The 14616-nt window shown below is 60.3% G+C and carries 15 protein-coding genes; 6 read left to right on the forward strand and 9 right to left on the reverse strand.

Annotated features, from left to right (window positions below):
- Nucleotides 1-147: 147 nt before the first annotated feature.
- The 3 genes from CLV89_RS16060 to CLV89_RS16070 form a co-directional block, all read right to left on the reverse strand.
- A complete protein-coding gene (locus CLV89_RS16060; protein WP_106164679.1) occupies nt 148-1212 on the reverse strand; it encodes an extracellular solute-binding protein in 1065 nt (354 codons plus the stop codon).
- Between the two features lie 246 nt (nt 1213-1458).
- Nucleotides 1459-2973: a malonate--CoA ligase gene (locus CLV89_RS16065; protein WP_106164680.1), complete on the reverse strand. Its 1515-nt coding sequence runs from the start codon at nt 2971-2973 to the stop codon at nt 1459-1461.
- 17 nt (nt 2974-2990) lie between these two features.
- Nucleotides 2991-4238, reverse strand: a complete 1248-nt coding sequence (locus tag CLV89_RS16070) for a malonyl-CoA decarboxylase (protein ID WP_106164681.1) — start codon at nt 4236-4238, stop codon at nt 2991-2993.
- A 176-nt stretch (nt 4239-4414) separates the two neighbouring features.
- Between CLV89_RS16070 and CLV89_RS16075 the strand changes: the two genes are divergently transcribed.
- Complete coding sequence (locus CLV89_RS16075) at nt 4415-5068, forward strand: GntR family transcriptional regulator (protein WP_106164682.1); 654 nt, start codon at nt 4415-4417, stop codon at nt 5066-5068.
- 115 nt (nt 5069-5183) lie between these two features.
- On the opposite strand, the gene nqrF is transcribed toward CLV89_RS16075, so the two are convergent.
- The 6 genes from nqrF to CLV89_RS16105 are packed head-to-tail and all read right to left on the reverse strand — an operon-like array spanning nt 5184 to nt 11034.
- Entirely contained in the window at nt 5184-6407 is a 1224-nt protein-coding gene (nqrF, locus tag CLV89_RS16080; protein ID WP_106164683.1) for an NADH:ubiquinone reductase (Na(+)-transporting) subunit F, read from the reverse strand.
- Between the two features lie 13 nt (nt 6408-6420).
- The gene (nqrE, locus tag CLV89_RS16085) at nt 6421-7029 is read right to left on the reverse strand and encodes an NADH:ubiquinone reductase (Na(+)-transporting) subunit E (RefSeq protein ID WP_106164684.1); all 609 of its coding nucleotides are present in this window, start codon (nt 7027-7029) and stop codon (nt 6421-6423) included.
- Nucleotides 7029-7682, reverse strand: a complete 654-nt coding sequence (locus CLV89_RS16090; RefSeq protein ID WP_106164685.1) for an NADH:ubiquinone reductase (Na(+)-transporting) subunit D — start codon at nt 7680-7682, stop codon at nt 7029-7031. Before CLV89_RS16090 ends, nqrE begins: the two co-directional genes overlap by 1 nt.
- On the reverse strand, nt 7682-8494 hold the full coding sequence (locus CLV89_RS16095) for a Na(+)-translocating NADH-quinone reductase subunit C (protein ID WP_106164686.1): 813 nt from the start codon (nt 8492-8494) through the stop codon (nt 7682-7684). Before CLV89_RS16095 ends, CLV89_RS16090 begins: the two co-directional genes overlap by 1 nt.
- The gene (locus CLV89_RS16100; RefSeq protein WP_106164687.1) at nt 8487-9686 is read right to left on the reverse strand and encodes an NADH:ubiquinone reductase (Na(+)-transporting) subunit B; all 1200 of its coding nucleotides are present in this window, start codon (nt 9684-9686) and stop codon (nt 8487-8489) included. Before CLV89_RS16100 ends, CLV89_RS16095 begins: the two co-directional genes overlap by 8 nt.
- Nucleotides 9687-9690: 4 nt before the next feature.
- The gene (locus CLV89_RS16105; protein ID WP_106164688.1) at nt 9691-11034 is read right to left on the reverse strand and encodes a Na(+)-translocating NADH-quinone reductase subunit A; all 1344 of its coding nucleotides are present in this window, start codon (nt 11032-11034) and stop codon (nt 9691-9693) included.
- Nucleotides 11035-11244: 210 nt separating this feature from the next.
- Here CLV89_RS16105 and CLV89_RS16110 point away from each other — a divergent pair, with 210 nt between their 5' ends.
- From CLV89_RS16110 to CLV89_RS16130, 5 genes are all read left to right on the forward strand, one after another.
- Nucleotides 11245-12234 (forward strand): FAD:protein FMN transferase, encoded by a 990-nt coding sequence (locus CLV89_RS16110; protein WP_207796954.1) that lies wholly within the window; start codon nt 11245-11247, stop codon nt 12232-12234.
- 40 nt (nt 12235-12274) lie between these two features.
- Entirely contained in the window at nt 12275-12514 is a 240-nt protein-coding gene (gene nqrM, locus CLV89_RS16115; RefSeq protein WP_106164690.1) for a (Na+)-NQR maturation NqrM, read from the forward strand.
- Nucleotides 12515-12888: 374 nt separating this feature from the next.
- Entirely contained in the window at nt 12889-13047 is a 159-nt protein-coding gene (locus CLV89_RS16120) for a YqaE/Pmp3 family membrane protein (RefSeq protein WP_106164691.1), read from the forward strand.
- 4 nt (nt 13048-13051) lie between these two features.
- Nucleotides 13052-13498 carry a DUF4112 domain-containing protein gene (locus CLV89_RS16125; RefSeq protein ID WP_243395041.1) on the forward strand — a complete coding sequence of 149 codons (447 nt, stop codon included), beginning with the start codon at nt 13052-13054 and terminating at the stop codon, nt 13496-13498.
- Between the two features lie 58 nt (nt 13499-13556).
- Nucleotides 13557-14585 (forward strand): sodium:calcium antiporter, encoded by a 1029-nt coding sequence (locus CLV89_RS16130; RefSeq protein WP_106164692.1) that lies wholly within the window; start codon nt 13557-13559, stop codon nt 14583-14585.
- Nucleotides 14586-14616: the final 31 nt, after the last annotated feature.

Here is a 14616-nt window from a genome sequence, read left to right on the forward strand (position 1 = left end):
CGTTGTAGACGGTTCGGGTCAACACTTGAAAAAGGAAAGATCGCGGCATGCGCCCCCCGACAGGGAGAGCGCATACCGCGTTTCAGGTCTTTTCCAAAACGAGTAGGGCGGCATCCGTAGATCAGATGCCGCCCATGTCAGAAGAAATCAGTTGGCTGCCTGAACGCGGTCCAGAACATCACCTTCGATGGATTCCAGACCGGCCGGAACCGGCGGGTACCACTTGATGTTGTCGATCGCCTCTTGCGGGAAGCTGGCCTGATACTTGGCTTTCAGGCTGTCTTCGGCAAATTGATCGGCACCTGCGGAGGCGGTGAAGTTCCCTGCAGACGCCGTGATCTTGGCGGCGACTTCCGGCTGCATCACAAAGTTGATCCAGTCATATGCCGCATCATCCGCCTGACCCTTGGCGGGCAGAACAAAGGTGTCGATCCAGCCCAAGGCGCCCGACGCAGGCGCAACAAAAGTGATATCTGCGTTGTCGTCGTTTAGCTTCCAGCCGCCGGTGTCCCATGCCATGGAGGCCGTGACCTCGCCGGAGCGCAGCAGGTTCATCAGCTCGTCGCCGCCGCCCCAGTAGGTTTTGACGTTGGATTTGCACTCGGTCAGTTTGGTTTCGACCTTCTGCATGATCTCGGCATATTTCTCTTCGTCGCCGTAGGCCGCAAACGGATCTTCACCCAACGCGAAGGCAAAGCCGATCAGGGTCGGGCGCTTGAGCCGGTAGGAGACGTTGCCCGCCACTTCCGGTGCGCAGAGGTCGGTGTAGTCCTTGACCACGTCTCCGGCTTCGGCAGTGTTGATCACCAGGCCCGAAGTGCCCCAGACATGCGGCACGCCATAGACGTCACCGCCGACGGTGGTGTTGCCCATGGTGGCCTTCAGCATCGAGGGAATGAATAGCGACTCGTCCAGTTTCGACACGTCGATGGGCTTGTAGATGCCAAATTCCATCTGCGGGCCCATGATCCGGTCCTGCGAGGGCTGTGCCAGGTCAAAACCGCCACCGCCGGTTGCGCGCAGCTTGGCGATCATTTCCTCATTGTTGGATTTTGTCACCTCAACGGTATGGCCGGTTTCTTCCTCGAACATTTCGATAACCTCGTCGGGCGCATATCCACCCCAGGTCAGCAGGCGCAGCGTGTCCGCCGAAGCTGTCTGGCTCAGGGCCAGCACGGTCAGGCAGGTTGTGGTCAGCAGTGTCTTGGTCATGGTCTTCCCCTCTAGGTGTCGGATCGAGTTCGGGCACAGGATGCGCGGGGTTGACCGAACGGTCAAACTTTTTAATGGGTTGGCGCCGCTTAGGATGCAAATTTTGCCGCATAATCATTATTTTCGCGACTTTTGCGATTGGATGAGAGGCTGAGTGGTGCCGCGGTAACGCAAGCGCACGGCGGACACCCACAGCAGGCGGCTGCTCTTTACAGAGGCCTTTCACAAGGGGGCCTTCACCGGCGATCAAGCGGCAAACATGTCCTTATACGCCTCGCGCAGAATGTTCTTCTGCACCTTGCCCATGGTGTTGCGCGGCAGCTCGTCGATGAGGATCAGCTGCCGGGGATGTTTGAACCGCGCCAGCTGGGACTGCACGGCCTCCATCATCGCTTCGGTGTCGGGTGTTTCACCCGGAGCGGCAACGAGAATGCCCAACACCGTTTCGCCGAAGTCCGGGTGCGGCACGCCGATGACCGCGCTTTCCAGCACGCCGGGCTGGTCATCAAGCACCAGTTCGATCTCCTTGGGGTAGATGTTGTAGCCGCCCGAGATGATCAGATCCTTGTTGCGGCCAACGATGTGGACATATGCGTCCGCATCCACCTTGCCGAGGTCGCCGGTGATAAAGAACCCGTCTTCGCGCAGTTCGGCGGCGGTTTTCTCGGGCATTTGCCAATAGCCTTTGAACACATTGGCACCGCGCACTTCGATCTGGCCGACCTCGCCCTGGGGCAGGCTGGCGCCGCTGGCGGGATCGGTCACTTTCAGTTCCACTCCGGGCAGGGGGAAGCCGACGGTGCCGGCGCGGCGCTCACCTTCGTAGGGGTTGGAGGTGTTCATGTTGGTCTCGGTCATGCCGTAACGTTCCAGGATCCGATGCCCTGTGCGGGTCTCGAATTGCACATGTGTCTCTGCCAACAGCGGCGCGGAGCCGGAGATGAACAACCGCATGTGCGAGGTCAGCGCGCCCGTAAAGCGATCATCACTCAGCAAGCGGGTGTAGAAGGTCGGAACCCCCATCAGCGTGGTGGCCTGCGGCAGTTTTCCAATCACGACGTCGAGATCGAACTTTGGCAGAAAGATCAGGCTGCCCCCCGCGAGAAGGGTCACGTTGCTGGCGACGAACAGACCATGGGTATGGAAGATCGGCAGCGCGTGCAGCAGTACGTCATCGGCCGTGAAGCGCCATTCCTTGACCAGCGTCTCGGCATTGGACAGCAGGTTGTTCTGCGTCAGCATTGCGCCTTTGGAACGGCCCGTCGTGCCGGAGGTGTACAGGAACGCGGCGAGATCCTCAGCGTCGCGCGCGACGGTGTCAAACGTTTCGGGCATCGCTGCTGCCTGGTCGGTCAGCGTGCCACTGCCATCCGCATTCAGCGTTTCCAGCCTGGCCCCAAGCTGCGTGGTGATCGGCGTTAGCGTGTCTTCCATCCGTGCGTCGCAGACCACGACGGAGGCGCCGCTGTTTTCAATGAAATAGGACAGCTCATCCGCTGTGTAGGCGGTGTTCAGCGGCAGGAAGATCAGCCCGGCCTGCGTGCAGGCCGCATAGAGCGCCAGTGCTTCGGGGGATTTCTCAACCTGTGCGGCCACGCGATCACCGGGCGTGAGACCGAGGTGCGTCAGCACATGGGCGATTTGGGCGGTGATGCCGAGAAAGTCCTGATGGCTCAGAACCTTGCCATCCGGCAGATGCAGAAACGGGGTCGATTTGCCAGCATGGGTGCCAAACAGGCGATCATACAATGGGTTTGCCATGGGCGGGGCCTTTCTTCTTAAGCTGGAACACTGCGCGCCGTGGCGGCGAGGCTCTTGACCTCGGGGGCGCAGGCCACCTCTTGCGTGGTCGCGAAACGTTCGTGGTTCTGTGCAATATTTTCGAGATCGTAAAGGTAGTTCACCATGGTTCCGGCAGACTGCGCGCGTCCCTTGTCGGAGGTGTCAGCCTCCGCGTGCACGGCATGGACAATCGCGCCATTGCCGAGGTGGAAGCGCGCGACCGGGTCCAGCGGCAAGCCTCCGGGCCGTTTGGCGTTCAACAGGTAATCCGCCGCCAGGGCACGCAGCCTTTCGGGATCCGAGTCTGTGGTCGCGATGTCCTCTGCCTCAAGCCAGCGGGTGAAGCCGGGAATGGGGGAGAGTGTGACAAAGGTGGACAGGCCGGACAGCTCCGTCGCCAGATCCGAAGCCACCTGTTTGATCAGCGAGTTGCCGAACGAAATGCTGGCCAGACCTGCCTGACAGTTGGAAATCGAATAGAAGGTGGCCGTGTCCGCTTCGGTGGCGGGGATTTCCGCGTGATCTTCGCTGAGCAGGGTTTGCACCGAGTCGGGAATGCCCTTGGTCAGCGCCACTTCGACGAAGATCAGCGGCTCGTCCGGCATCGAGGGGTGGAAAAACGCAAAACAGCGACGATCCGCAGGTGCCAGACGGCGGCGCAGATCGTCCCAGCTGTCAATCGCGTGCACCGCCTCGTAGGCGATGATCTTTTCAAGGATATGCGCTGGGCTTTCCCAATTGATCGGACGCAGCACCAGAAAGCCCCGGTTGAACCAGCTGAGGAACAGGTGGCGAAAATCTATGTCCAGCGCCTCCAGCTCCGGCTCGCCGCGCCCCAGCCGCAACAGATCCGCGCGCATCCGCACCAAGGCCCCGGTGGCGTTGGGCAGCCGGTTTAAGCGGCGGATCAACTCCTGACGTCGGGGTTCGGAGGCCGCCATAAATGCGCGATAGGATGCCTTGGAAGGATCTCTCTCGTAGGTCGCCAGCGTGGCGCGAACCGAATCTGGTGCGATGTTCATCGCCGAGGCCAGATGACGAAAGAAGACAAGCTTGCCGTCATCATCGAGGGGCTCGAACCGGGACAGGATCTCTTCGGCCAGGGCCAGGCCGGAGGTCTCCCCGGCGGAGCCAACCAAGGCATCGGCCAGCTCCTGCAGCGGTCGTCCGTCCGAAGGCACGGGTTGTACCGACCGCTGGCGGCGTTCAAAAACGGTCGACAGCAGCTCTGCAAGGATGCTCATGGCGCAGCTCCATCATCAGGTTTAGCCCTCAGGTCCGCAGCCCCGGTAACAGACAGGGCAGCAAGATCACGTTGGTCATGCCACAAGGGTAGTCGCTTTATGTTTTTTCAGTCAACCATATTGTATACAAGAATTAGATTCTTGAATTTGGTTGGAGCGTTGGTCATGATCTGCCTATGGAAAAACGCCGCGCAGATACGATTGCCGAACAGCTCGAAGCACTGATTTTCAACGGGACATATGCCGATGGGGATCGCCTGGACGAGGTGCGCCTTGCGGAGCAGTTCGGGGTGTCGCGCACGCCGCTGCGCGAAGCGTTTCAACGGCTTGCCTTGTCTGGCTTGCTCGAACTGATCCCGCGACGCGGTGCCTTCGTGCGCCAACCGGGCCCGGTGGAACTGTTGGAGATGTTCGAGGTGATGGCGGAGCTTGAAGCGGTGTGCGGTCGGCTTGCAGCGTTGCGGATCTCAGAGGCCGCGCTTGCCGAATTGCGCGAGGCGAACAGCAGCTGTCAGACAGCTGTCACCGCCGGTGACGTGGAGGCCTACTACTCTGAAAACGAGCGGTTCCACAGCATCATCTATCAGCAATCTGGCAACAGTTTTTTGGCGCAGGAGGCCGCGAAGCTGCACAAGCGGTTGCAACCCTTTCGCCGCCAACAGCTTCGGTTCCGGGGGCGGATGGGCCAGTCCATGTCCGAGCATGAGCAGATCGTGCGCGCGCTAGAGGCCAGCAAGGCCGAGGCCGCGGCGGATGCCCTGCGCAACCACGTTGCGGTGCAGGGCGAGAAATTCCACCAGTTGATGGCGACGTTGAAGAACACGGCTTAGCCCGCATACGGTTTGTGGCGCGATGTGATGCGCAACGTGCGACAGGGCAGGGGGCAGATACGAAAAAGGAGGCCACCGGCCCCCTTTTCCTTTCTCTGATGTTGAGATCTGCGGGTCAGCCGCCGAAATCGTCGAGCATGATGTCCTCGCGATCCACGCCCAGCTCCAGCAGCATGTTGATCACCGACTGGTTCATGATCGGCGGACCACACATGTAGAACTCACAGTCCTCCGGCGCCGGGTGGTTCTTGAGGTATTCCTCGAAGAGCACATTGTGGATGAAGCCGGTGTAGCCTTTCCAATCGTCCTCGGGCAGAGCGTCCGACAGGGCTACGTGCCATTCGAAGTTGTCGAACTCTTCGGCCAGCTGGTCAAAGTCCTCGACAAAGAACATCTCGCGCTTGGAGCGGGCACCATACCAGAAGGTGATCTTGCGGTCGCGGTTTTCCAGACGCTTGAGCTGGTCAAAGATGTGCGACCGCATCGGCGCCATGCCGGCACCCCCACCGATGAAGACCATTTCCTTTTGCGTGTCGCGGGCGAAGAATTCACCAAACGGCCCGGAAATGGTGACCTTGTCACCGGGTTTGAGGTTGAAGATATAGGACGACATCTGGCCCGGCGGAATACCGGCAGAGCCCGGCGGCGGCGAGGCAACGCGGACGTTGAGCATGATGAGGCCCTTTTCGTCCGGGTAGTTCGCCATCGAGTAGGCCCGCTCGATCGGTTCCGAGACTTTGGATTCATACTGCCACAGATTGAACTTGTCCCAATCCGGGCGGTACTCTTCTTCGATCTCGAAGTCCTTGTAGGACAGCGCGTGGCTGGGCGCTTCGATCTGGATATAGCCACCGGCGCGGAAGTTGACATCCTCGCCCTCGGGGAGTTCCAGCACCAGGTTCTTGATGAAGGTCGCGACGTTCTCATTGGAGCGCACGGTGCACTCCCACTTTTTCACGCCGAAGACCTCTTCTGGCACTTCGATATCCATGTCCTGCTTGACCGCCACCTGACAGGACAAACGGTCACCACAGGAGGCTTCGCGCTTGGTGATATGGCTTTCTTCGGTGGGCAGGATGGAGCCGCCACCGGAATGCACGCGCACGCGGCATTGCGCGCAGGTGCCACCGCCGCCACAGGCAGAGGGGACGAACATCTTTTCCGCCGCCAGCGTCTGCAAAAGCTTGCCGCCTGCGGGAACCGAGATGGTTTTCTCGCCGTTGATGGTGATGTTCACATCGCCCGAGCTGACGAGTTTCGAGCGGGCTGCCAGAATGATCGTCACCAAGGCGACAACGATCAGGGTGAACAGGAGAACGCCTAGTCCGAATGTAGTCACGTCTGGCCTCCGATCAAAGTTTCACGCCGCTGAAGGACATGAAGGCCATCGCCATCAGACCCGCGGTGATGAAGGTAATGCCAAGTCCCTGAAGACCATCCGGAATGTCGGAATACTTCAGTTTCTCGCGCACGCCGGCCATGGCGGTGATCGCCAGCGCCCAGCCAAAGCCGGAGGAAAGACCATAGGTGGTTGCCTCGGCAAAATTGTAGCTGCGTTCCACCATGAAGAGGGAGCCACCAAGGATGGCGCAGTTCACGGTGATGAGCGGCAGAAAGACCCCAAGCGCGTTGTAAAGCGGTGGGAAATACTTATCGAGTAGCATTTCGAGGATCTGCACCATGGCCGCGATCACGCCGATATAGGAAATGAGACCAAGGAAGGTCAGATCCACGTCCGGGAAACCGGCCCAGGCCAGCGCGCCGGGGGCCAGCAGGTAGGTCAGCAGCAGGTTGTTGGCGGGCACGGTGATGGCCTGCACCACCATGACCGAGATACCAAGACCGATCGCTGTCGAGATCTTTTTCGACACCGCGAGGAAGGTACACATGCCGAGGAAGAACGACAGCGCGAGGTTCTCAACGAATACGGCCTTGACCGCGAGGGAAAGCAATCCTTCCATCAGTGCGCCTCCACCGTCTGGATTTTATATTCACGTTCTTCGACCTGTGCCGGCTTCCAGGTGCGAATGCCCCAGATCAGCAGACCAATGACGAAGAAGGCGGAGGGCGGCAGGAGCAGCATGCCGTTTGGCACATACCAGCCGCCATTGTTCACGGTCTCAAGCACGGTGACGCCAAACAGCGAGCCTGCGCCAAAGAGTTCGCGGAAGAAGGCAACGATCATCAGCAAGAGCCCGTAGCCAAGGCCGTTACCAGCGCCGTCGATGAAGCTCGCGACGGGCGGGTTCTTCATTGCAAAGGCTTCGGCACGGCCCATCACGATACAGTTGGTGATGATCAGACCGACAAAGACCGAGAGCGTTTTTGAGATCTCATAGGCGAAGGCCTTGAGCACCTGATCCACGAGGATCACCAGAGAGGCGATGATCACCATCTGCACGATGATCCGGATCGAGGAGGGGATCTGGTTGCGCAGCATCGAGATGAACATCGACGAAAACGCTGTTACCAGTGTCACGGCGATGGACATCACGAAGGCCACCTGCATCGAGGAGGTCACCGCAAGTGCAGAGCAGATGCCCAGAACCTGCAGGGTGATCGGGTTGTTGTCGACCAGCGGATCGACGAGTTGCGAACGATAGGTTTGTGCCATCAGTCGATCTCTCCTGCTTGGAGCCGTTCAAGGAAGGTGCCGTAACCGGCCTGTCCCATCCAGAACTTCACCAGATTGTCCACGCCGACAGAGGTCAGCGTTGCACCGGCCAGCGCATCGACGTGGTAGTCCTGACCGGCGGGCGGAGCAGCTTTTGCCACGGTGATGGCCAGCTGACCCTCTTCGGTAAAGAGTTTCTTGCCGTTCCACAGCGATTTCCAGCGCGGGTTGTCCACCTCGGCGCCGAGGCCGGGGGTTTCGCCATGCTGATAGAACTGTAGGCCAAAGATGTCGTTGCCGTTCTCTTCCAGCGCGATGAAGCCATAGAGCGTCGACCACAGGCCGTAGCCTTCGATCGGCAGCACCACCTTGTCGAGGTCGCCCGCTTCATCACGCAGCAGGTAGATCATCCGGTAGGCCTGCATCTGGCCACCCAGACCTGCGGGATCCTCGTCCAGCGCCCGCACGATCGCCGGGTCATCAGAGGCCGCCAGCGCATCAAAGGTCTCGATCTCGAACTGGTCGCTGTACGCGCCGCTGGAGAGGTCCAGCACATGCGGTTCAAAGTCGGCAAAAGCCTCGGCCACGGGCACGTTTTCGTCATAGACGCCAGCGACCTGCAGCACGTTGATGCGCTTGTCGCGCAGCTTGTTCTCTTCCTGGATCGGGCGCAGGGCCACGGCGGCGGCGGACACGACCATCGAGGCCACGAGGCAGAGCGCCACGGCGACGAATACTGTCTTGCCGACGGAATCGGGCGGCGCGTCGAGGAAGCGACGGATCATGCCCTTTTGCTCGTTTGTGTCAGACATTGCGCTTCGCCCTCCGTTTGATGTTGGCCTGTACGACGAAGTGGTCGATCAGCGGGGCAAAGACGTTGCCGAACAGGATCGCCAGCATCATGCCTTCGGGGAAGGCCGGGTTGATGACACGGATCATGACGACCATGAAGCCGATCAAGGCACCATAGATGTAGCGGCCCATGTTGGTGTGCGAGGCCGAGACCGGCTCGGTCACCATGAAGGCCAGACCAAAGGCATAGCCGCCCACGACCAGATGCCAGTACCAGGGCATCGCGAACATCGGGTTGGTGTCGGAGCCGATCCAGTTCAGCAGCGTCGAGAAGGCGATCATGCCACCAAGGCAGCCGACGATCAGTCGCCAGTTGGCGATCTTGACGATCAGCAGGAAGGCCAGGCCGATCAGGATTGCCAGCGTCGAGGTTTCGCCAAACGATCCCTGAATGGTGCCGACAAAGGCGTCCATCCACTCGATGCCGCGCTCCGGGAAGGCGGCAACGCCATCAGACGCGCCGATCGCCAGTGCGGTGGCACCGGAGAACCCGTCCACCGGGGTCCAGATCGAGTCGCCGGACATATAGGCGGGATATGCGAAATAGAGGAAGGCACGACCCACCAGCGCCGGGTTCAGGAAGTTTTTGCCGGTGCCGCCAAAGACTTCCTTGCCGATCACCACGCCAAAGATGATGCCAAGCGCCACTTGCCACAGGGGCGTCGTGGCGGGCAGGATCAGCGTGTAGAGCATGGAGGTCACGAGGAAGCCTTCGTTGACCTCATGGCCGCGCACTACGGCAAAGATCACCTCGAAGATGCCGCCCGCAACCAGCGTCACGACGTAGATTGGCAGGAAATACAGCAACCCGTGCATGATGTTGGCAAAGGGGTTGTTGGGATCAAAGCCGATACCCAGCGTCTCGATAATGGCGGCGCGCCAGCCGGAGGCGCCATATTCGGCAATCGCCATATTGGTCTGCAGGCCGGTGTTGTACATGCCAAACAGGATGCAGGGGATGGTCGCCAGCACCACATAGGTCATGATCCGTTTCATATCGATATAGGAACGGGCATGGGGCGCGGCGGTGGTCACCGTCTTGGGCGTGTAGATGAAGCTCTCCACCATCTCGTAGACAGGGAAGAATTTTTCGTATCGGCCACCCTTCAGGAATTGCGGCTCGATCCGATCAAAGAAACTGCGAAGACCCAAAGTCTTATCCCTCTCTTTCGATCTTGCTGAGGCTGTCGCGCAGGGCGAGGCCATATTCATATTTGGCCGGGCAGGCAAAACCGCAGAGGCCCAGATCTTCTTCGTCCAGCTCCAGCGCGCCCAAGGCCTGTGCCTGGTCGGTGTCCATCACCAGCAGCGCCCGCAACAGCTGCGTTGGCAGGAAATCCTGCGGCATCAGCTGTTCAAATGTGCCGATCGGCACCATGGCGCGGCGGCCGCCGTTAAGGTTAGACGTCAGCGCGTGCAGCTTTTTCGAGAAGGCAGAGCCCAGCACCGGCTGCACCGCGTATTTCGACGCCATCGGGCGAATCCAGCCCAGCGGGATCTGCTCGCGGTCTTCCTTGATCAGCGTGATCTGGCGCGCATAGCGACCGAGATATGCGGTTGGACCCTCTCCGGCGCGCCCGGACAGGATGGAGCCGGAGATAACGCGGATTGGCGTGTCGCGGCCAAGATCCTCGGCGCAAAGATCGGTCATCGACGCGCCCACGCGGGTGCGGACCAGACGCGGACGGCTGCATTCGGGGCCCGAAAGGGCAATGGTGCGGAACGGATCCAGCCGCCCGGTCAGCAGCAACTGACCAATGGCGATGATGTCATGATAGCCGATGGTCCAGACGGTTTTCTCGCCGCTGGGGGGCTCCAGGAAATGCATGTGGGTGCCCGCCAGACCCGCCGGATGTGGGCCGGAAAACCCGACAGCAGTCACGCTGGCCAGATCGGCGCCGGGAATACTGGCGCCGCTGTCCTGACACAGGTAGGTCTTGCCGTCAGTGAGCACTGTCACGGCGGACAGGCCGCGCGCAAAGGCTTCGGCGTGTTCGTTGATGATGGTGGCCGCATCGCCCGACAGCGGTTCGCTGTCCATCGCCGTTACATAGATGGCCGCAGGGGCGGCATCCGATGCCGGCACCTTTGAATAGGGGCGCGTGCGGAAAGACGTCCATAGCCCCGAAGCGCAGAGCCGCTCACGCAGGCCTTCGGCGGTGCTCTCATCGCCAATGGCGGAGAAATCCACCGGCTCGGCGGCAGAATCATCCACTTCGATCTCGACGCTGACCAGCACACGGCGCGCGCCGCGGTTGATCGCTTTTACGCGTCCTGAAACCGGTGCGGTGACCCGAACCTCTGGCGTGTCCTTATGCGCAAACACCGGAGCGCCTGCCGCAATCACGTCGCCTTCCTGAACTGAAAGCCGAGGCTTCAGGCCAATATAGTCCTGCCCGAGGATGGCGACGGTCCGGACTTCTGCTGCGTCTTCGATTCTGGTGTCAGGTGCCCCCAGCACCGGAACATCGAGACCTTTTTTCAACGTATGTTGCTGCACGTCTTCATGTCCTGTCCATTTTCCGGCGCTCTTATGCGTTACTGCGACGCGGTTTGAAAGTTCTTTAGAGCGAAAAAATCCGATTTACTGTTGAACCCGCGTTCTTTCTGTCCCAGAAGCTCTGGGAACCTCGCGTCCCTTAACAGAAGCACTAGCGGAGTAGGCCCTTTGACGAACCCTCTTCTCCTTTCTCGCCGTAGTTTCATGGTCATGCCACTTGCACTGATGGCTTGCAAGAAAGGATGGTCCCTGCTGGAACTTAGTGGGCTGACGATGGGCACCAACTACTCGATCGTCGCCATTGACCACAGCAAGTCCATCGACCAGGCTGAACTTCAGTCCGCAGTCGACCAGGCACTGGGTCAGGTCAACGTGCAGATGTCCAACTGGGATGCGTCTTCCGAGATTTCGCGCTTCAACGCGGCCGCGGCAGGCGAGAGCCTGTCCGTGTCCGGCGAACTGCATCACGTGATGCAGACCGCGCAGGACGTGCATGTGGCAAGTGATGGCGCATTTGACGTCACCGTTGGTGCGTTGATCGACCTCTGGGGCTTTGGCGCCGGGCAAACCCGCAGCGACATGCCGTCCGACGCTGAGATTGCACAGGCCATGGCCTGCTGTGGTCAGGCTCAGTCGGTTGAGCTGGAGGCCGGTGGCCTCAAGAAGCTGAACAGCGGTGCCGAAGTCTATCTGTCGTCGATCGGCAAAGGCTTTGGTGTCGATCAGGTGGCTGCTGTGCTCAAGGGCTATGGTATCACCGACTATATGGTTGAAATCGGCGGTGACCTTTATACTGCAGGTCGCAACCCCGAGGGTCAGCCCTGGCAGATCGGCATCGAGACGCCGCAGGCATTTGATCGTGGCGTGACGCAGGTTGTTGGCCTGTCCGACATGGGGATGGCGACCTCCGGCGACTATCGCAACTTCTTTGACTACGACGGTACCCGGTACTCGCACATCATCGACGCCACCACTGGCCGTCCGGTGACGCATGACACCGCCTCTGTCACTGTTCTGACCGACAATGCGATGCTGGCGGATGCTTGGGCGACCGCAATGCTGGTCATGGGCCGCGAGCGCGGTCTTGAGATCGCAAATGATCGTGATATGGCGGTTCTGTTCATTGACCGTGCGGCTGCAAACGGCGAAACCGGGTTCAAATCCACGGCGTCTGATCGCTTTGCTGCGCTGACCGCCTGAACCGATTGTCCGGCGTTTCGCTGGAAAAGGGGAGCATGACATGTCGACGTTCATCCTGACCTTCGGACTGTTCCTGATCGTGATGCTGGGCATGGCCTTCGGCGTTCTGTTCAGTGGCCGCACCATCAAAGGCAGCTGCGGCGGATTGAACGCGATTTCAGATGCGGATCAATGCGTGGTCTGCAAAAAGGACATCGACCCCGACAGCCCCTTGCGCGAACGTCTGGCGTGCCCGCGTGCGCGTAAGATGCTCGAAGACATGGAGCGCGAGGAGGGCTGACGCCTCTATCGCATGACGTTGTTTTGACATGAACCTGCTGCCTCCGTGGTGGCAGGTTTTTTGTATTTTTCCATAGGGTTGTCGTCTCAGTCGGCCAAATTGGACCAAAGATATCCGGTGCCACGAGGCCGGCCTGGGTGGTGCTGAATCTGACGTGAACCATGCGTTCACGCGGGATCAGTTGCATCCGCTGATGCGAGGGTGTTGGGACGACGGTGCGGCACCCGGCAGCCTGCCTCCAAGAGGCCGTGCGGAGGCCGCGCACGCACGCGCACCACCCACCAATCCCTGCAAAAATCGGAACAACGCGCGGTCGTGATGGTTATCCAAGTGTCCCGCGTCGAAACGGCGCACTCTCAACCGGAGGCCCAATCATGGATCTTGTCCGCATCATTCTATCTATTCTTCTGCCCCCTCTGGGTGTCTTTTTGCAAGTTGGCCTGAAGGGGCACTTCTGGCTCAACATCCTGCTGACCTTGCTGGGCTACATCCCGGGCGTCGTGCATGCCGTCTGGATCATCGCGCGGAGATAATTCGATGGCGAGCCTGGATCATTCCCATCCGACCAAGCCCATGCGCCGCCGTCGCACCGATGCTGAAATCACCGCCGAAGTGGCGCGGCTCGAAAACTTGGCCAAGACGCTGGATGCGCGGTTTCGTATTCCCCTGACGGGGTTTCGGGTCGGGCTCGACGGCCTGATCGGGTTGATCCCGGGCGTTGGTGACACGCTGGCGGCTCTGCCGTCGGCCTATCTGATTACGCGAGGATGGCAGCTGGGGGCGAAGAAGCGCACACTTGCCCGGATGAGCGTAAACACCGGGCTGGACTGGATGCTCGGCAGCATTCCGATCGTCGGCGATCTGTTCGATATCGGTTTCAAGGGCAATCTGCGCAATGTGCGTCTCTTGCAGAGCGACTTGCGGAAGGGACAAACAGCCCACGCCGCGCAGGGCGGCATCGCAGCCGAAACGCATCGAGACTAGTTTTCGGTCCCAAATCGAAAAGAAATGAACCAACCTGAGTTTCGAGCGTTGCTGCTCCATGTTTGTTGATCTTTCCACTCCGCTCCTGCTTGTGCTTTTTGCTGCGGCGGCACTCTGCATCCTTGCGGGCGGTGTGAAAATGACAGGTCAGGCCGATGTCATTGCCGACCGCACCGGGCTGGGCGAAGCGCTTATCGGTGGCGTACTGCTGGGCGCGGCGACATCTTTATCCGGCACGATCGTGTCGCTGACCTCGGCGCTCGACGGGCGCGCGTCACTGGCGTTTTCCAATGGCATCGGGGGCATCGCCGCGCAAACCGCCTTTCTTGCGCTGGCCGACATTCTGCATCGCAAGGTCAACCTCGAGCACGCCGCCGCCGACCTCGTCAATGTGTTTCAGGGCGCGCTTTTGATGTTCATGCTGGCGATACCGCTTGCTGCGTGGCTGGGCCCCGATGTTGCAATTCTTGGCATCCACCCGGCCTCCTTCCTGCTTCTGGCGATCTACATCATGGGTATCTACGCCTCTGGTCAGGTGCGAAATGATCCAATGTGGACGGCGGTCGACACCGAAGAAACAGCGCCGGACGAGCCGGATGAGGAGGCGGATGAATTCCCTTCAACACCGAGACTCGCCGCAGCTTTCGGCGGGCTGATGCTGGTCATGGGGGGCGCTGGCTGGGTGATCGCGGGCACCGCGGGCGTGCTGACCGACAGGTTGGAGATGTCGGCCTCAGTCGTCGGTGCGCTGGTGACCGCTGTGGTGACCTCCTTGCCCGAACTCGTCACGACGCTCGCGGCTGTCCGGCGCGGTGCGCTGCAACTGGCGGTGGGCGGGATCATCGGCGGAAATATCTTCGACACGCTCTTTCTGGTGCTGGGCGACGCGGGCTATCGCGCCGGGTCCATCTACCATGCGATCGGCAAGGACGACGTCTTCTGGCTTGCTGTCGGGTTGATGATGACCGCCATTCTCACTCTGGGGCAGCTCTATCGCCAACGGCAGGGGCCGGCGAATATCGGTCTGGAAAGCATGGGTATTCTGGCGACATACGGCGCCGCGATTGCGATCCAGACCCTGCTCTGAGTGAGAGCCGCGCATTCGGAGTGCCGTCAGG

This window comes from Tritonibacter scottomollicae (assembly GCF_003003215.1).
In the GTDB taxonomy this organism is placed as follows: domain Bacteria; phylum Pseudomonadota; class Alphaproteobacteria; order Rhodobacterales; family Rhodobacteraceae; genus Epibacterium; species Epibacterium scottomollicae.